The organism is Brevundimonas sp. GW821-FHT10A07, from assembly GCF_059415785.1.
In genome coordinates, this window is sequence record NZ_JBWKNX010000007.1 from 41,882 (window position 1) to 59,009 (window position 17,128).

Below are 17,128 nucleotides of genomic sequence, written 5' to 3' on the forward strand. Positions count from 1 at the left end.
GCGCTATCGCTCGGCCCGCGGGCCTCGCTGCTTGAGCGCATGTTGATGTTGGCCGGAGCGTCCGGGTTCGGAGGCAGATGTGGGAGCGAATCGCGGGCAATTCAACTGTTCGCCAACGCCGCGTCCAGCATGGCCTGCGGGATCGGCATCAGTTTAGGGCCATCGGTCCAGACCAGGGCGGCTTCGACCGGGCGGTCGGGGTAGAGGCGTTTCAGGACGGCGACATAGACGGCGGCCTGAAGCACATAGGCGGGATCGACCCGGTCCAGGGCGTCGGGGGCGGGGCGGTTGGTCTTGTAGTCGATGACCAGCACCCGGTCGGGCGTGACCACCAGCCGGTCGATGCGGCCGTTGATCGCCACGCTCGACGGGCCCGGCAGGGCGCCGGTCAAGGCGACCTCGGCGCGCGAGCCGGGGCCGAAGACGGGGGCGAAACGGGCGTCGTCCAGCACCGAGAAGGCGGCGGCGATCATTTCGGCGCGCTGGGCCTCATCCAGATCGGTCTCGCGCGCCAGAAGGCGTCGGGCGGCGTCGGGGCGGTCGGCGGGCGCGATCTCGGGCAGGCGCTCCAGCAGCCGGTGGATCAGGTCGCCGCGCCGGAACCGGCCCAGCGATGCGCCGCCGGCCGCGCTGCGCGCCAGGGGCGAGGGGGCGGGGATGCGGATCGACCCCTCCATCCGCGACGGCGCGGCGAAACGGGCGGCGGCGTCGGCGGGGGGCGGCGTGGCGGCCCAGGCGGGAAGGGCGGCGGTCGTGCGGTCTGGGGCGGTCGTGGCAGGGCGGCGTTCAGGATCGACGCCGAAGCGGCGGACGCCGTTCTCGACCTCGCGCACCTGATCCCCCAGCCGGTCGAAGGTCTCTTCGATCACCGACCACCAGCTGCCGGGCTCGGCGCCCCGGCTGGAGGCGCGGCCCATGACGATGACTCGGTCGCGGGCGCGGGTCAGGGCGACATAGAGCAGACGCAGGGTCTCGTCGTCGGTGCGGGCCTGGCGCGCCGCGCGGGCGTCGGCCGAGGCGGGGCAGTCGTCCTTGGCCGAACCGGGCGCCATCAGCCAGGCTTCGCCTTCGCCCTCGGGCGTGACGGCCGGCATCAGGGACGGCCCCTGCGCCTTCGCCTTCATCGTGGTGTCGGGCAGGATGACGATGGGCGCCTCCAGCCCCTTGGCGCCGTGGACGGTCATGACGCGGACCTCGCCGCGCGCCCCCTCCAGTTCGCGTTTCACCTCGACGTCGGCGGCCTCCAGCTGGGCCAGGCAGGTCTCGAGGTCGATCGCGCCGCGGTTCTCGGCCGCCAGGACCTGGTTCAGGGTTTCGTCCACGGCTTCTTCCGCCTCACGGCCCAGGCGGGCCAGGATGCGGGCGCGGCCGGAGCGGCCCGTGTCGTCCACCCGGTTCAGGGCCATGGAGAAGAAGGCGAAGGGATCGCCGCCGCGTGCATCGACGGCGGCCTGGAGCGCGTCGCGGGCGCGGGCCCATTCGGGGCGTTCGTGCGCCCGGTCGCGCAGGTCGCGCCACAGCTGGCCGGCCTTGCGGTTCTCGCGGCCGGCCAGGGCGTAGAGGCCGTCCTCGTCCACGTCGCACAGGGGGCTGCGCAGCACCTCGGCCAGGGACAGGTCGTCGTCGGGGAAGAGAGCAAATCGGGCCAGGGCGATCAGGTCGTCGAAGACGATATGGCTGGACAGCTTCAGCCGGTCGGCCCCGGCGACGGGCACGCCTTCGGTCTTCAGCGCGCGAATGATCTCCTCGAAGGTGGCGTCGCGGCGGCGGACTAGGGCGATATAGTCGCCGTATCCAGCGGGGCGCAGCTCGCGGGTGCGGCTGTCGAAGACGGCGAGGCCGCTTTCGACCTGGCGGCGGATCTCGCGCGCCAGGTCGCGGGCCAGGCGTTTGCGGGCGCTGCCGACGCTTTCCTGATCGACCGGATCGTCCCAGGCGTCGGTCTCGGGCGCGGGTTCGTCGAGGAACAGGGGCCACAGGTCGATGGCGCCGTGCTGGCCGATCCGGGCGGGGATGTGGCGGGCGATGTCGCCCTGGGGGCCGGTCAGGGCGCGGGTGCGGTCGGGATCGGCGAAGACGGCGTCGACGAAGGCCAGCACCTCTTCGGTCGAACGGTAGGAGGTGTTCAGCTCCGGCCCGGCGAAGGGCTCGCCGGCGCCCTCGGCCAGGGTCAGGAAGTCGGCCCGTTCCTGGCGCAGACGTTCTGGGCGGGCGCCCTGGAAGGAGTAGATCGACTGTTTCTCGTCGCCGACGGCGAAGACGGTGCGGCCCGAGGTCTGACCTGAGTAGAACTCTCCGGTCAGGGCGCGGACGATGGCCCATTGTTCGGGGGCGGTGTCCTGGGCCTCGTCGATCAGGACGTGATCGACCCCGCCGTCCAGCTTGTACAGCACCCAGGCGGCGGCCCCGCTGCGGGTCAGCAGGGCGGCGGCGCGGGCGACCAGGTCGGGGAAGTCGAGGGCGCCGCGTTGGGCCTTGGCGGCCTCGTAGAAGGCGGCGTGGGCGCGGGCCAGGGTCAGGACCTTGATCGTGTCGTCGGCGATCCGCGCCTTGCGCAGGGCTTCGCGTGTGGCGAGGAATTTGGTCTGGAGGTCCAGCAGCCAGCCGACCGCGCCTTGTGGCGCCGACTTGGTGCCCATGCTCTTTCGCGGCTCGCCCGCCTGGGTGCAGAAGACTCCGGCCAGGGCGGCGAAACCGGCGTGGGGCGGGGCGGCGACGCTCATGGCGTCGGCGATCTTGCGGTCGTTGGTCGAGCCGGTCTCCATGGCCTCGGCCATGCGGTTCCATTCGGCGGGGTCGATCCAGGCGACGAAGTCGTGTTCGAGCTCTTCGGGGCTGCGGCCCGGTTCGGCGCCGGTCAGGGCGTAGGGGTCAGGCGCGGTCCCGGCCTCGGCCCGGTCGATATAGTCCAGCAGATCGGCGCGCTTGGCCTCGATCATCGACAGCAGGGCCTGGAACCTCTGCCAGTCCAGTTCGACGGCGAAATGGCTGTAGGCCAGGCCGATGGGACCGTCGGGGGCGGCGACGGCGGCGCGGGCCAGATCCTCGCGCGCGGAATGGCTGAGGGCGGTCGCGGCCTGGTCTTCCAGAACCGTGAAGCGGGGCGAGACCCCGGCTTCCAGCGGAAAACGACGCAGCAGTTTTTCGCAGAAGGCGTGGATGGTCTGGATCTTCAGCCCGCCCGGCGTCTCCAGCGAGCGGGCGAACAGTTTGCGGGCGCGGGACAGGGCCTGGCCGTCGAGGGTCTTCGGATCGCGCCCGTCCAGTTCCGCGACCTTTTCGGACAGTGTCTCGTCGTCCAGCACGGCCCAGCCGCCCAGCTGGTCGAACAGCCGGGCCTGCATCTCGGCGGCGGCGGCCTTGGTGTAGGTGACGCACAGGATGGCGCCGGGATCGACCTGGTCCAGCAGCAGCCGCGCCACCCGGTTGACCAGGGTGGTGGTCTTGCCCGAGCCGGCGTTGGCGGTGACGAAGACGGTCAGGCGCGGGTCGGCCGCGACGATCTGGGGGGACACGCTCATTCTTCGTCCCCGTCGCCGATCACCGACCACTCCCAGACGCGGGCCAGATGGTCGTAGTTGCCGCCCTGGTTGCCCATGAACTGGGGCGCGGCCCAGGAGACGTAAGGCGTGTTCTCGTCGTCGAATCGGGCGATGCGGCGCTTCAGCCCGTCCAGCGCCGCCTGGGCCAGGTCGGCGGCCTCGGCGCCCGAGGCGCGGGTGATGACCTCGCCCGCCGTCTTGCGGCCGACGACGCGGACATAGGTCAGTTCGTCGGGCGTGACCGGGCCGTTGGTGCGTTCGAACCCGCCGTCGGCCAGGATGGCGGCGGTCAGGGTCAGTTGCGGGGCGAAGCCGGACTTGACCTGTTTGGCGCTGGGGGCTGCGCCGGTCTTGAAGTCCATCACCGCGGCCCCGTCCGAGGCCAGCTCGATCCGGTCGGCGAAGGCCTTGACGGTGAAGGGGCCGGCGGGGGCGTCGAAGGTCATGGTCCCCTGCTGCTCGACCAGGATGTCGATACCCCGCGCGCGGCGGCGGCGCTCGAAATCGGTCAGCCAGCGGGCGCAGTTGCGGGCCAGGGGCGCCTCGCGCGCCATGGCCGCATCCTCGAACCCGCGCGCGCCCAGTTCGCGCAGCAGATGGTCGTGCAGTATGGCTTCGCAGTCGTCGGGCAGGTTGTCGGGCCAGTCCAGGGTCAGCCGTTCGATGGCGGCGTGGACGGCGTTGCCACGGGCGAGCGCTTCGGCAGAAGCGCCGGGACGCTCCATCGCCTCCAGCCCCAGCACCCACAGGGCGTAGATGGCGTAGGGGTCGCGGACCCAGCGTTCGATGCGGGTGACATAGAGGCTGCGCGGGCGGCGATGCACCGGGGGGCGCGGCTCGGGCCGTTTGGCGAAGCGCGGCGGGCCGGGCGGGGGCGCGTCCAGGGCGCGGGCCCAGTCCAGGACGGTGCGGGGCCGGGGCAGTTCGACCGGGGTTTCGGCGGAATGGGCGCCGCGGGTCAGCATCTCCAGCCGCCACAGCCAGCGGGACCGCACGGCTGGCTGGCCGCCGCGCCGTTCGCTGTGGACCAGGATCACCTCGTCGGCGCAGGCGGCCTGGACGAAGTCCTGGGCCGTCTGACCCAGGCGGCGTTCGGGCGGTGGCAGGCCCAGGGCCTTGCGCATCGGGCGCGACAGGAAGGGGTCGGTGGGCGCGGCCTGGGGCCAGACGCCTTCCTCCAGCCCGGCCAGGATCATCCGGTCGGCGCGCACCAGCCGCGCCTCGATGGCCCCGAGAATCCGCAGCGAAGGATGGGTGGCGCCGCCGGTGCGGACCACGGTCTCCTGCACTAGGGACGCGACCAGTTCCGCCAGTTCGGCGCAGCGGATGCGGCCCAGGGAGGCCCCGCCCTCGATCAGGCCGGACAGAAGGGCGGCGGCGGCCTCGCCGTCGGGGCCGGCCCAGGCGTCCTGACCAGCCAGGGCCTCGATCAACCGGGTCAGGGCCGAGGCGGCCGTGTTCAGATCGGCGTCGGGCGTGAAGAGGGCGGTCGCGGCCTCGACGGCGGTTTGCAGATGGTCGATCAGGCGGGTGGCGGCCGACAGGCGCTCGCGCTTCCATTCGGGCGGGGCCTTGCCGCGTCGATCCGGTTTGACCGCCTCGAGCAGGCGGCGGCGCAGTGCGGCGAAGTCGCGGGGGCGGGGGCCGCGCAGGGCGTGCTCCTCCAGCGCGGCGACGGCGGCGGCTTGAGGGGAGCCGCCCAGGTCGAACCGGGCCAACGGATGTTTGACGACGGCTAGCAGCAGATGGGGCTGGACCGGATCGGCGATCCAGCGGGCGCACAGATCGACCAGAGCGCCGGCAGGCAGGCGGGACAGGGGGGCGCCGGCCGAGGAATCGGGGATGACGCCCCAGCGTTCCAGCCGCGCGGCGACGCGGCGGCCCAGGGCCTGATCCGGCGTGACCAGGGCGCAGGTCTTGCCGGGGATTTCCAGCGTCTCGCGCATCATCAGGGCGATGGCGGCGGCGGCCTCTTCCTCGGCGCGGACGGTCAGCAGAGACAGGCCTTGCAGACCCTCGGCGATGGGGTCGCGGGCCTCGCCGCGCGCGGCGGCGGTCGAGCGGAGGTCGCGGATGGCGCGGCGCCAGTCGTCGGTGGCCTCGGCGGGGCGCAGGGCCTCGTTGACCAGGCGCTGGCGGGCCTGGCCACGGGCGAGGTGCGCGGGGAGCTGGGACGGGGCGAACCAGGGGCGAACATCGGCGCGGGCGACCTCGACCCGGTCCAGCAGTCGCTTCATCGCGCTTTGCGGATGCTGCTCGTCCAACTGGTCCCAGACCGCCGCATCCAGATCGAGATCGAGGCCGGGCAGGACGACACAGCCCAGGGGCGCGCGGGCTACGGCGCCCAGGACGTCGGCGGCTGCGGGGACGGTGCCGGTCGAACCGGCGGCGATGACAGCTTGCGCCGGAGGCGTGTGGTCCCACAGTTCGGCGAGGCGGCGCAGCAGGGTCGCGCGGCGCCAGGCGGGATCGACCAGGCCCAGTTCGGCGAGGCGCTTCGGCCAGGCCTCGACCGCCAGCCCCAGGAACTCGGCGGACCGTTCCCAGTGCTCGGCCATTTCGCCGTCCACCAGTGTGGCGATCCGTTCGGGGTTTTGGACTTCCTCCAGCTGGCAGGAATCGAGGAAGCCGCCGAGCGCATCCGCCAGATCCAGGGCGCGCATCGGCGTCAGGCTATTGTCGAACTGTTCGACGATCATCCGCGCCATCTCGAACCGGCGGGTCAGGGCGGGGATGGCGGGCGGCAGGTCGAGGCCGAGGGCGCCGGGCGTGAAGGGCGGCTCGTCCTCCTCCAGATCGCCCAGCGGCCGGACCTGGGGCAGCAGGATGGGGCGGCCCTGGGACAGTTTCGACAGGGCGCCGGTGAAGGCGCGGGCGGCGCGCCGGTTGGGCAGCAGGATGGTGGCGTCCGACAGGCTCTCGGGCGGCAGATCGCCCAACCAGGCCAGGACGCCGGCGGCCAGGTCCTCGAGGAAGGGCCGGTGCGCGGGGACGGCGTACCAGCGGGGGCTGGAGGCCGTGAAAGGATCGAACGCGCTCACGCGGCTCCCGCCAGTTTCGCCTCGGCCTGATCCCGCGCCTGGGGATCGCCGACGTGCATCCAGTCGCCGTCCAGGACGCAGCCGTAGAGGCGACCCTCGGTGGCGGATTTTCGCCACAGAGGGCTGAGGGAGAAGGCGCCGTCGGGGCCGTGGTCGGCATATCCGGGGCGGGTGATGTGGACGCCCATATAGGCGAAGGGGGCGGAGGGGGCGTCGCCACGGAAGGTCAGCCTGCCGTCGTCGGCCAGGAAGAAATCGCCGTCGCCCTCGAAGCCGATGGAGCCCTCGCGGCGGGCCAGCAGCAGGGCGGCGTCCATGGTCTCCGGGTTCCACAGACGGATCAGGTCTGACAGGGCGTCGCCACGGTCGATCCATACGCTGTCGATATTGGCGACGAAGATCGGATCGTCGCCCAGCAGGGGATGAGCCTTCTTCAAGCCGCCGCCGGTCTCCAACAACTCGGCCCGCTCGTCGGAGATGACGATCCGTGGGCCGCGTCCGCGTGCGGCCAGATGGGCTTCCAGGCGGTCGGCGAACCAGTGGACATTGACCACTGCTGTCTCGACCCCGGCGTCCGCCAGCCGATCCAGCACATGGTCGATCAGGGCGCGGTCGCCGACCTCGACCAGGGCCTTGGGCCGGTCGTCGGTGAGGGGGCGCATCCGGGTGCCCAGGCCGGCGGCCAGCACCATTGCGGTCTTGGGAGCGGTCATGCGCGCACCTCGGCTGGGACGTGGCGGTCAAACCAGCGGGCGACGGGCGCCAGGGCCGGCTGTTCCAGATTGGCGTTCAGATGCCGCCACATGCGCGGCAGGAACTGACGATAGCGGGGCTTGCCGTCGCGGGCGATCAGCCGGGCGAAGATGCCGATGATCCGCGCCTCGTTCAGGGTGGCCAGGCCTGAGTAGTCGGCCATGAAGGCGGCGCGGTCCACGTTGGGCCGCAGGGCGAAATAGCGGTCCAGAGCCTCGGCCTCCAGCGCCGGCGACACGTCGCGGCGAGCGTCCTGAAGCAGGGAGTGCAGATCCCAGGACGGGTGGGCGCGCACCGCGTCCTGGAAGTCGATCATGCCGACGCGGGCGGCGCCTTCCCGCTCGGGCAGCCAGATCAGATTCTCGGCGTGATAGTCGCGGTGGGCCATGACCGAGGCGCCGCCTGCGCCCGAGGCGACCAGGGGCGCCCAGGCCTCGCGCCACGCCGTCACGGCGGCGGCGTCGAAGGCGACGCGGTCGTCCAGCCGGGGCAGCCAGTCGACGAACAGATCCGCCCCGCCCTGAAGCGCCGTCTCGTCATAGGTCAGCAGGGGCCAGTCGCCGCCGGGGCCGTGCAGGGTTTGCGGCGGGTTTCCGGCGTCGTGCAGGGTCGCCAGGGCTTCGATGGCGGCCAGATACAGCGGCGTCTCGTCGGCGCCGTCCTCGATCACGCGGGCGAACAGGGCGTCGCCGAAATCCTCCAGCACCGCCAGGCCGTTGGGCGCGTCGAGGGCCGGGATTTCGGGAGCGGACAGGCCCAGCGCCTTCAGATGGGCGGCGACGGCGGCGAAGGCCTCGATCCGTCCGGCCGACAGACGGGCGACGGCGTTCCAGCCGGCGGCCTGACGCTGCTGCGGCGTCCAGGCCGGGTCGGCGGGGGGGCTTTCGGCCGCCGGGGCCTGGTCCATCAGCATCAGACTGGGGCCGTCGGCCGGGGTCAGCCGTTCGTAGCGCCGCGTCGAGGCGTCGCCGGGCAAGGGGGCGCGGGCGGCCTGGGCCAGGCCGGCGGAGGCCAGGAAGTCGAGGCGAAGCTGTTCGCGGTCAGAAACGGACATGGTCGATCAGGTCTTCCCACCGGCCTGCGCCGGAAACGGTCGCAACACGGCCGTCGCCGTGTTCGGAAATTTCGATGACCAGCCGGTCCGGCCCCAGGAACCGCTCGGGCGCCTCGCCCAGACGCTCGGGCCATTCGATGATTGCGCAGCCCTCGTCCAGGGCGTCGTCCAGGCCGATCTCGAACGCTTCTTCCGGTCGGGTCAGGCGATAGAGGTCGAAATGGGCGACGGGCGGGTCGGATTCATAGAACTGAACCAGGGTGAAGGTCGGGCTGGGCACGTCCTCGTCCGGCGTGGTCAGGGCGCGGATCAGGCCGCGCGCCAGGGTCGACTTGCCCATGCCCAGCGGGCCGTACAGCAGCAGGCTGTCGCCCGGCGCCAGCAGGGGGGCGATGGCGTGGCCCAGACAGGTGGTGGCCTCGGCGTCGGGGAGTTCGATCTTCATGGGAACACCGCGTCGGGATCGGCGGCCAGGGTCCGTTCGGTGAACTGTTTCAGGGCCACTGTGGCCTTGACGGCGTCCCCGTCCAGCCGTTCGGGCGGGATCGGCCGGCCCACCACGATGTCGAACGGCTTGCCCGCCTTGTTCAGCAGTTCGTGGAACAGGGTCACGTCGCGCAGTTCCTGCGAGACCTTGTCGAACAGGTGGAACAGCCGATTGTAGGGGCCGGTCACGTGCATGGGAATGACCGGAGCGCCGTATTTGCGCGCTAGGGAGGCGGCGGTCGGCGCCCATTCGGGGTCGGTCAGGACGCCGTTCTTCTCGCGGGCCAGGCGGCCGGCGGGGAACATGACGACGCAGCGTTCGGCCTCGAAGGCCTCCTTGGCGGCGTTCAGCGTGGCGCGAGTCTTTTCGCGGGTGCGCTTGTCGTGGACCCATTCGACCGGGATGACTGTCTCGGCCAGTCGCGGCGAGACGCGCAGGGCGTCGGCGTTGGCGAAGAAGATGGCGTCGGGGCGGCGCTGGCGGACGGCGTCATAGACCGCGACCCCGTCTGCGATGCCGGTGGGATGATTGGCGACCACGACGCACCGACCCGTCGCGGGCAGCCGATCCAGATGGGCGGTGGACACCTTCAGGCTCAGCAGGTCCGAGACATGGTCCAGGGTCTCGGCGCCTGACAGGTTCTGGATGGCGTCGGCCATATGCACGGCCGCTCTGTAGTTCAGCACGGAATACAGGGCCGGCCGCACGACCGGCCAGAAGGGAGAGGCGGTCAGACGCGGGGCGCGCTCGGCGATGAGGACATCGACGATATGGGGCGAACGGCGTACGGGAAGGGCGGCGGAATTCATGGACGACCGCTTGTCGCCGGTTCGGCGAAAGGGAGCAAGCCTACCAGAGGCGCGCCACGCCGAAGCTGTCGAACACCTGTTCATTGGAGACGAGCGTCAGGTTGTTGATCAGGCCCTGGGCGATCAGCAGCCGGTCGAACGGGTCGCGGTGCGTATGGTCCAGCCGGCCGGCGTGGGACGCCTCGCGGGCGGTGATCGGCAGGATGTCAAAACCTTCGAGATCGACCTCGGCCTCGAACCGCTCGGCCAGCAGCCCAGCCTTGGGCAAACTGCCCATGCCGTGTTTCAGGGCGATCTCATAGGCTGATACAGCGCTGACGAAGACATGGACGTCGCCGTCGCGTATGGCGGCCTCGGCGGCCCGACTTAGCCCCGCTTCCCCCGACATCCACCAGATGAGGGCGTGGGTGTCGAGCAGCAGTCTCATTCGCCTCGGCCCTCCCACAGACGCAGTTCGTCTTCCGGCAGGGGGTCGAAGAAACGATCATCCATGGCGACGAGGCCCTTCAGCCGACCCGGCTTGCGCTCGGGCTTGGTCGCCGGCTCGAAGGGCACAATCCGTACTGCGGGCTTGTCGCCGCGCGCAATGACGACCTCTTCGCCGCGTTCGGCGGCGGCGATCAGTTTGGAGAGATGGGTCTTGGCGTGGTGGACGGTGACAGTGGTCATGTCGCGCTCCTTGGTCCAAGCAACTTAGCTAACTTCTGAGCTGTCAGCAACTTTCGCCTGGCGAACGGTGGTGCTACGCCTCGCCGCTGCAAGTTTTGCGAGGAATGCCCCATGCGCCACCGTTCTCTCTTGTCCGCCGCCTGCGCGGGAATTGCCTTGTCGGGCGCCCTGATGAGCGCCGCTCCGGCCCTGGCCCAGGTTCCGCCCGCGCCGGTTCCGGCTGCGCCCGCGACGCCCGACGCCTTCACCTATAAGGATATGATCACGGCCAACCGGCTGGGAGATCCGCAGGTGTCGCCGGACGGGCGCTACGTCGTCTATTCGGTGACGACGACGGATGTAGAGGCCAACCGCCGCGCCGGCAGCCTGTGGATGCTGGACCTGAACACGCCGGACGTGGCGCCGCGCCGACTGGCCATCTCGGACCAGGGCGCCAACACCGCCCGCTGGGGCGGGGACGGCAATCTGTACTTCCTGTCGGGCAAGTCGGGCGCCAGCCAGGTCTGGCGCGTGGCCTCGCCCACGGCGACGCCGGTGCAGGTGACCAATCTGCCGCTGGACGTGAACGCCTATCGCATCAGCCCCTCGGGCGACAAGGTGGCTGTGTCCCTGGCCGTCTATCCGGACGCGGCCGATCTGGACGCCTCGGTCGAGATGGGCAAGGCCGTGGCCGAGCGGAAAACAACCGGCCAGGTCTATGACCGGATGTTCGTCCGCCACTGGGATACGTGGAACGACCACACCCAGAACCATCTGTTCGTCCAGTCGATCGGCCGCAACGGTCAGGCGACCGGAACTCCGGCCTGGGTGACCAAGGGTTTTGACGGGGACACCCCGTCCAAGCCGTTCGGCGACGAGAGCGATTTCGTCTTCACCCCTGCGGGCGACTCCATCGTCTTCTCGGCGCGCCTGGCCGGCAAGACCGAGCCTTGGAGCACCAATTTCGACCTGTGGAAGACCAACGGCCTGACCGGCGACGGGACCTTCACCAACCTGACCCAGGACAATCCGGCCTGGGACGCCGGTCCGGTGTTTTCGCCGGACGGCCGCACCCTGGCCTATCGCGCCATGGCGCGTCCGGGCTTCGAGGCTGATCGCTATCAGATCGTGCTGATGGATGTTCAGAGCGGTCAGAAGCGCGAGATCGCGTCGAACTGGGACCGTTCGGCGGACACCCTGCAATGGTCGCGCGACGGCCAGACCCTGTACACGACCGCCGGCGACGTGGGTTCGACCAGGCTGTTCGCCGTGGACACGCGCAACGGCGTCGTCACCCCGGTCACCGGCCCCGGCCACGTCTCGGCCTTCCAGCAGACGCCGTCGGGCTTCGTCTTCGCCCAGGACAGTCTGAAGTCACCCAGCGATCTGTATTTCAAGACCTATCTGGGTCGTGAAATGCCCCGCCGCCTGACCCAGGCCAACCCGGCCTTCGACGCCAAGGCCTTCGGCGAATACGAGCAGTTCAGCTTCCCCGGCTGGAACAACGAGACGGTCCACGGCTACGTCATCAAGCCGGTCGGCTATGAGGAAGGGAAGAAGTACCCCGTCGCCTTCCTGATCCACGGCGGACCCCAGGGTTCGTTCGGCGACGGCTGGTCCTATCGCTGGAATCCGGAAACCTACGCCGGCGCCGGCTATGCGGTGGTGATGATCGATTTCCACGGCTCGACCGGTTACGGCCAGGCCTTCACCGACGCCATCAGCCAGCACTGGGGCGACCGGCCTTTGGAAGACCTGCAGAAGGGCTGGGCGGCCGCTCGGCAGAAGTACGCCTTCCTGGACGGCGACAACGCCTGTGCCCTCGGCGCCTCCTACGGCGGCTATATGATCAACTGGATCGCCGGCAACTGGTCCAATGAATTCAAGTGCCTGGTCAACCACGACGGCGTCTTCGACACCTTCGCCATGGGCTATTCGACCGAGGAGCTGTGGTTCACCGAGTGGGAATACGGCGGCACGCCGTGGGACAAGCCCGAGGGCTATCAGAAGTTCAACCCGGCCAACCACGTCGAAAACTGGAAGACGCCGATGCTGGTAGTGCAGGGCGACCACGACTTCCGCATTCCGACGGCCCAGGGCCTGTCCACCTATACGGCGCTGCAGCGTCGGGGGATCGACAGCCGCCTGATCGTCTTCCCGAACGAGAACCACTGGGTGCTGAAGCCGGCCAACAGTCTGCAATGGCACAATGAGGTGTTCGGCTGGCTGAACAAGTATCTGACCCCCGCCCAATAGGGCCGGGGCGTCGCAGACACGAAAGAGGGGCGCAGCCGCAAGGCCGCGCCCTTTTTCGTTAGAGACCTGCGCGGGTCTCGGCCAGTTGATTCAGACGGGCGTATTCGCGCGCCGTCATGCAGCGCGGCGTGGACCAGGTTTCGCCGTTCGAGCGGGCGTTCAAGGTTTCGCGCGCGCTGACGAAGACCGGCTGAACGCCGAACTCGCGCTGGTAGGCGCGACGGGTGGCCGCATCGGTCGCGCAGATCATGACGATCTGTTGGGATTCGGCGCGCTGCGGCTTGGACGTCTCGGCCAGGCTGGGGGTCGCGGTCGCCGCAATGGCGGCGAGAACCAGCGCGGGCGATGCAAATCGGGTCATTGAGCGGGTCATCGGGCATCCTCCTGTGGCCTGAATTAAGATCAGGGCTCTGATGAAATATGCGCCGAATTTTCGCGTTGTAAAGTTTTTGCGACAACTAAGCGCATAACTGACGAAATTTTAGGCCAGGAGAGGTCGGAGGGGACCGGGCGGCTCCAAACCGCGACTTGCGCGTTCTGTCTGGCTCACGGAGCCGATTGTTTGGCCAAGATGCTGAAGTGGAACGAGTTGTGGTCGGGCCTGCGTCGCAGGGGCATAGATCCGGCTGTGGTTCGCGCGCGAAGCTTTCACGATTGGGTGCGGCGGAATGACCCGGTGTACGCCGCCGTCCGACGGCCCGGTCGCGCCGAGGCCTGGGCAGGGGGCGTCGGCCTTTTTCTGATCGGTCTGGTGGTTCTGGCTCTGATCCTGTTCGACTGGAACATGGTGCGCGGACCCATCGGACGCTGGGCCTCGGCGGCGTATGATCGCGACATTGCGCTTCAGGGCGACCTGGACGTCCATCTGTTCAGCTGGACGCCTTCGGCGGTGGTGCGGGGTCTCAAGATCGGCGGGCCGGAGTGGGCGCGGGATCGCGATACGGCCGATGTGGACGAAATCCGCGCCTCGGTGCGGCTGCGCAAACTGTTCGCCGGCCAGATCGAAATGCCGTTGCTCAGCTTCACCCGCCCCCAGCTAGTGCTGATCACCGACAAGGACGGCCGCAACAGCTGGGACCTGAACCCCGAAAAGCCCGACACGGGCGAGGGGATGAAACTGCCGGTCATCCAGCAACTGGTCATCACCGACGGCCGCCTGGTCTTCGACGAGCGGCGACGCGGTCTGAAACTGGAGGCGACGGTCGATGCGCGCGAGGGGCAGGGCGACGACGCCGGTTTCGTGCTGGACGGCGAGGGCGAGGTCAATGGCTCGCCGCTGACGCTCCGCGTTCGGGGCGGTCCTTTCATCAATATCCGGCGAGACCGACCCTATGACTTCGAGGCGAGCGTCAGCGGCGCGGGTTCCAGCCTGACCGCCAAGGGCGCCGTGACCCGGCCGTTCGACCTGGGCCGGTTCGACGCCACCCTGAGCTTGCAGGGGCGCGACCTGTCGGACCTGTATCTGCTGACGGGGGTCGCCCTGCCCAACACCCCGCCCTATCGACTGAAGGGCGCGTTGAAGCGGAACGAGAATATCTGGACCTTCAGTGATTTCGACGGCCGGGTCGGGGCCTCGGACCTGTCCGGCGATGTGCGGGTCGATGCGGCGAAACGGTTGCGGGTCGATGCGGAACTGACGTCGCGCCGCCTCGACATCGACGACCTGGCCGCCGTCCTGGGCGCCCGCACCGTGACGAATGCGGCGGGATCCAATACCGAGGCGCCCGTGGCCGTCGGCGGCAAGCTGCTGCCCGACGCGCCGCTGCAGACCGAGCGCCTGCGGGCGATGGACGGAAGCCTGAGCTATCGGGCGGTCGCGGTGAAGGCCAATGACCTGGATGTGCGGGCGGTGAACCTGGGCGCGGAACTGAAGGACGGCGTCCTTGATCTCGATCCCGTCAGTTTCAACTTCAATCGGGGCGAACTGAACGGCACGGCCCGGATCAATGCGACGCGCGACATCCCCTACAGCGTCGTCGATTTCCGTCTGGCCGGCTATCCGCTGGAATCCATCATTCCCGCGCGCGACGGAACTGCGCCCCTGACCGGGCGCGCTCTGGGCCGGGCGCGGCTGGAAGGACCCGGCGCCTCGATCCATGATTTCGCAGCGGCGTCCAAGGGCTCGCTCAGCCTGGTGGTGCCCGACGGTCAGATGCGGTCGGCCTTTGCCGAACTGTTGGGCATCAACGCCAGCGCCGGCCTGCTGAAACTGTTGCGCGGAGACCAGTCCACGGCCCAGATCCGGTGCGCCGTCGCCGATTTCGACGTGCGGGGCGGCGCGGCGACGGTCAAGACCCTGGTCATCGATACGGATGTGGTTCTGGCCCAGGGCACAGGCACGATCGACCTGGGGGCCGAAACCCTGGACCTGCGTGTGGATGGCGAGTCCAAGAAGCCGCGCCTGCTGCGGGTCTGGGCGCCCATCACGGTCAAGGGGGCCTTGACCGCCCCCCAGGTCGGCGTCGATGTCCGCGCCCTGGTCGGCCAGGGCGGGGTCGCCGGTCTTCTGAGCGCGGTGGTGGCGCCGGTCACGGCCCTGTTCGCCTTCGTCGATCCGGGCCTAGCCGAGGATGCGAACTGCGGCCGGCTGATCGCCGGGGCGCGATAAATCTGCAAAGGGTCTGGGCCGAACGAGGGGCGACGACGTATTGGAAGCCATGGACTGTATCGCATGACCCGGCGGGGCCTGTTGGCGCCCATTGCGGGCCTGATGGCCGCCGCCTGTTCACCCCTGGGCCTGCTCAACAGTCTGGGGCCGAGGGACGGGGGCGTGCGACGCGTGGCGCGCGACATCGCCTATGGCGACGATCCCCGCCAGAGGCTGGACCTGTACGGCCCGACCGCGCCGGGGACCTATCCGGTCCTGGTCTTCTTCTATGGCGGCGGCTGGGATTCAGGGTCGCGCGACCTCTATGGCTGGGCGGCCCAGGCCCTGGCCGCCCAGGGGTTCGTCGTGGCCCTGCCCGATTACCGCGTCGTGCCCCAGGTGGTCTTTCCCGCCTTCATCGAAGACGCCGCCGTCGCCACGGCCAGGGCGGCGGATGTCGCCGCAGCCTATGGCGGCGATCCGGAACGGCTGGGGGTGTTGGGCCATTCGGCCGGCGCCCATCTGGCCCTGATGATCAGTCTGGACCGTCGCTATATGCAGGCGGTCGACCGCCCTGGACTGATCAGGGCGGCGGCCGGTCTGGCGGGCCCCTATGATTTCCTGCCGTTCGACGTGGGGGCGTCCCGCAACGCCTTCGGCCGCGCGCCCGATCCGACCCTGACCCAGCCCGTCACCTTCGTTCGCGCCGACGCACCGCCGATCTGGCTGGGTCACGGCACGGCCGACGTCGTGGTTCACGCCGAGGACACGACCATTTTGGACCAGAGAATGAAAGCGGTCGGCGGTCGGTCCGAGGCGAAGCTCTATCCTGGTCTGGACCACGCCGACCTGATCGCGACCTTCTCGCCTCTGTTCCGCAAGAAGGCGACGATTCTGGCCGATGTGACCGGCTTCTTCCACCGCGAACTGGGCTGATCGCCGAGCGGGGACTTTTCAAGAATGCGACTTAATGCCAATATGTCGGCTGGTCGGATTTTAGTATTCGTACCGATCATTCACGGCCCGTTCCGAACCTGTCTGGCTCCGGCGCCCACGCGTGCCGAACCTGCTGGCTCCGGGGCGGGCCGTCTTCGTTTCCGCGCCATATGGCGGCGGGAAGACACACCGACAGGAAGGGTGGTGCGGGCGGCCGGGGTCGAACCGGCACTCCTTTCGGAACTGGATTTTGAGTCCAGCGCGTCTACCAATTCCACCACGCCCGCAGCGGAGCCGGTCTCATGCCACAAGGGCATGAGCCGGGTCCAGAGGGTCTTCACCGCATCATGAAGTTTACGCGGACGGCCGTCCTGCGTGGGGCGCAGCCTGAGCGCCGCAGGCGGATTTCGGGATCGTTGCAATGATGGGGCCCGATCAGGCCGCCACCTCCACATGGCTGTCGGTCCCGCCGGCCAGCACCCGTCGGGCGCGGATGTACATCTCGACCCGCTGCAGGACGATCAGTCCCATGGCGAAGACCAGGAAGGCGTCGGTGACGGCCATGGCGTTCAGGCGCCAGTCGGCGGCGTGGGTTTCGATCAGGTCGCGCAGGCCGGCGCGGCCCGCGAACAGCACGACCAGCAGGATCAAGCCCAGCGGCGAAGCCTGGGCCATCAGCGAACCGTCCGGCTCCTTCTCTATGGTGACGGTCTTGCCGCGATACCAGCCGGCCAGGCCGCCCAGGACGGCGCCGATGGCCAGCACGGCCCAGGCGCCGGGGCCGAACGGCGCGTGTACGGCGCGAGGACTATAGGTCGAGCCCCAGACGCCGAGCCCGATCAGGGGCACGACGATGGCGGGCATGATCCACAGGAACTGGGGCTTCAACGGCCGCTTGCGCCGGTTCTTCAGCAGCACCAGGACCAACACGGCCGGGAAGACCAGCAGCGGTATGAGTTTCTCGGGCGGCATGTCGTCCTCCAGGCCTCCCCCGAGGCCGACATCGGTCAATCCG

The 17,128-nt window shown here is 69.6% G+C and carries 13 protein-coding genes and 1 tRNA gene; 3 read left to right on the forward strand and 11 right to left on the reverse strand.

Annotated elements, in window-relative coordinates:
- Positions 1-101: 101 nt before the first annotated feature.
- Genes addA through AC07NC_RS07430 form a run of 8 tightly spaced genes read right to left on the reverse strand, consistent with a single transcriptional unit; the run spans position 102 to position 10,355 of the window.
- Positions 102-3,521: a double-strand break repair helicase AddA gene (gene addA / locus AC07NC_RS07395; RefSeq protein ID WP_494569104.1), complete on the reverse strand. Its 3,420-nt coding sequence runs from the start codon at positions 3,519-3,521 to the stop codon at positions 102-104.
- The gene (addB, locus tag AC07NC_RS07400) at positions 3,518-6,583 is read right to left on the reverse strand and encodes a double-strand break repair protein AddB (RefSeq protein WP_494569105.1); all 3,066 of its coding nucleotides are present in this window, start codon (positions 6,581-6,583) and stop codon (positions 3,518-3,520) included. The genes addA and addB overlap by 4 nt, the downstream gene beginning before the upstream one ends.
- Positions 6,580-7,296 carry an N-acetylmuramate alpha-1-phosphate uridylyltransferase MurU gene (murU, locus tag AC07NC_RS07405; protein ID WP_494569106.1) on the reverse strand — a complete coding sequence of 239 codons (717 nt, stop codon included), beginning with the start codon at positions 7,294-7,296 and terminating at the stop codon, positions 6,580-6,582. The genes addB and murU overlap by 4 nt, the downstream gene beginning before the upstream one ends.
- Positions 7,293-8,390 (reverse strand): N-acetylmuramate/N-acetylglucosamine kinase AmgK, encoded by a 1,098-nt coding sequence (amgK, locus tag AC07NC_RS07410; protein ID WP_494569107.1) that lies wholly within the window; start codon positions 8,388-8,390, stop codon positions 7,293-7,295. Before amgK ends, murU begins: the two co-directional genes overlap by 4 nt.
- Positions 8,377-8,835: a tRNA (adenosine(37)-N6)-threonylcarbamoyltransferase complex ATPase subunit type 1 TsaE gene (gene tsaE / locus AC07NC_RS07415; protein ID WP_494569108.1), complete on the reverse strand. Its 459-nt coding sequence runs from the start codon at positions 8,833-8,835 to the stop codon at positions 8,377-8,379. The genes amgK and tsaE overlap by 14 nt, the downstream gene beginning before the upstream one ends.
- Positions 8,832-9,686: a GNAT family N-acetyltransferase gene (locus AC07NC_RS07420; protein ID WP_494569109.1), complete on the reverse strand. Its 855-nt coding sequence runs from the start codon at positions 9,684-9,686 to the stop codon at positions 8,832-8,834. Before AC07NC_RS07420 ends, tsaE begins: the two co-directional genes overlap by 4 nt.
- Positions 9,687-9,726: 40 nt before the next feature.
- A complete protein-coding gene (locus AC07NC_RS07425; RefSeq protein WP_494569110.1) occupies positions 9,727-10,113 on the reverse strand; it encodes a type II toxin-antitoxin system VapC family toxin in 387 nt (128 codons plus the stop codon).
- Positions 10,110-10,355: a type II toxin-antitoxin system Phd/YefM family antitoxin gene (locus tag AC07NC_RS07430; protein ID WP_008262555.1), complete on the reverse strand. Its 246-nt coding sequence runs from the start codon at positions 10,353-10,355 to the stop codon at positions 10,110-10,112. Before AC07NC_RS07430 ends, AC07NC_RS07425 begins: the two co-directional genes overlap by 4 nt.
- Positions 10,356-10,466: 111 nt before the next feature.
- On the opposite strand from AC07NC_RS07430, the gene AC07NC_RS07435 reads away from it, so the two are divergent.
- Entirely contained in the window at positions 10,467-12,590 is a 2,124-nt protein-coding gene (locus AC07NC_RS07435) for a S9 family peptidase (RefSeq protein WP_494569111.1), read from the forward strand.
- Between the two features lie 58 nt (positions 12,591-12,648).
- On the opposite strand, the gene AC07NC_RS07440 is transcribed toward AC07NC_RS07435, so the two are convergent.
- Positions 12,649-12,963: a hypothetical protein gene (locus AC07NC_RS07440; protein WP_008264222.1), complete on the reverse strand. Its 315-nt coding sequence runs from the start codon at positions 12,961-12,963 to the stop codon at positions 12,649-12,651.
- 198 nt (positions 12,964-13,161) lie between these two features.
- On the opposite strand from AC07NC_RS07440, the gene AC07NC_RS07445 reads away from it, so the two are divergent.
- Positions 13,162-15,198, forward strand: a complete 2,037-nt coding sequence (locus AC07NC_RS07445; RefSeq protein WP_494569192.1) for an AsmA family protein — start codon at positions 13,162-13,164, stop codon at positions 15,196-15,198.
- Positions 15,199-15,261: 63 nt separating this feature from the next.
- Positions 15,262-16,113 carry an alpha/beta hydrolase gene (locus AC07NC_RS07450; protein WP_494569112.1) on the forward strand — a complete coding sequence of 284 codons (852 nt, stop codon included), beginning with the start codon at positions 15,262-15,264 and terminating at the stop codon, positions 16,111-16,113.
- A gap of 202 nt (positions 16,114-16,315) precedes the next feature.
- On the opposite strand, the gene AC07NC_RS07455 is transcribed toward AC07NC_RS07450, so the two are convergent.
- Together AC07NC_RS07455 and AC07NC_RS07460 are read right to left on the reverse strand one after the other, a co-directional pair.
- Positions 16,316-16,400 (reverse strand) — tRNA-Leu (locus AC07NC_RS07455).
- Between the two features lie 148 nt (positions 16,401-16,548).
- Complete coding sequence (locus AC07NC_RS07460) at positions 16,549-17,085, reverse strand: CcdC protein domain-containing protein (protein ID WP_494569113.1); 537 nt, start codon at positions 17,083-17,085, stop codon at positions 16,549-16,551.
- Positions 17,086-17,128 lie beyond the last annotated feature (43 nt).

What these genes read in the sequence shown, in the direction of transcription:
- addA (WP_494569104.1), bottom strand. Translation starts at nt 3,521, where the DNA reads ATGAGCGTGTCCCCCCAGATCGTCGCGGCCGACCCGCGCCTGACCGTC.
- murU (WP_494569106.1), bottom strand. Translation starts at nt 7,296, where the DNA reads ATGACCGCTCCCAAGACCGCAATGGTGCTGGCCGCCGGCCTGGGCACC.
- amgK (WP_494569107.1), bottom strand. Translation starts at nt 8,390, where the DNA reads ATGTCCGTTTCTGACCGCGAACAGCTTCGCCTCGACTTCCTGGCCTCC.
- tsaE (WP_494569108.1), bottom strand. Translation starts at nt 8,835, where the DNA reads ATGAAGATCGAACTCCCCGACGCCGAGGCCACCACCTGTCTGGGCCAC.
- AC07NC_RS07420 (WP_494569109.1), bottom strand. Translation starts at nt 9,686, where the DNA reads ATGAATTCCGCCGCCCTTCCCGTACGCCGTTCGCCCCATATCGTCGAT.
- AC07NC_RS07425 (WP_494569110.1), bottom strand. Translation starts at nt 10,113, where the DNA reads ATGAGACTGCTGCTCGACACCCACGCCCTCATCTGGTGGATGTCGGGG.
- AC07NC_RS07430 (WP_008262555.1), bottom strand. Translation starts at nt 10,355, where the DNA reads ATGACCACTGTCACCGTCCACCACGCCAAGACCCATCTCTCCAAACTG.
- AC07NC_RS07435 (WP_494569111.1), top strand. Translation starts at nt 10,467, where the DNA reads ATGCGCCACCGTTCTCTCTTGTCCGCCGCCTGCGCGGGAATTGCCTTG.
- AC07NC_RS07440 (WP_008264222.1), bottom strand. Translation starts at nt 12,963, where the DNA reads ATGACCCGCTCAATGACCCGATTTGCATCGCCCGCGCTGGTTCTCGCC.
- AC07NC_RS07445 (WP_494569192.1), top strand. Translation starts at nt 13,162, where the DNA reads ATGCTGAAGTGGAACGAGTTGTGGTCGGGCCTGCGTCGCAGGGGCATA.
- AC07NC_RS07450 (WP_494569112.1), top strand. Translation starts at nt 15,262, where the DNA reads ATGACCCGGCGGGGCCTGTTGGCGCCCATTGCGGGCCTGATGGCCGCC.
- AC07NC_RS07460 (WP_494569113.1), bottom strand. Translation starts at nt 17,085, where the DNA reads ATGCCGCCCGAGAAACTCATACCGCTGCTGGTCTTCCCGGCCGTGTTG.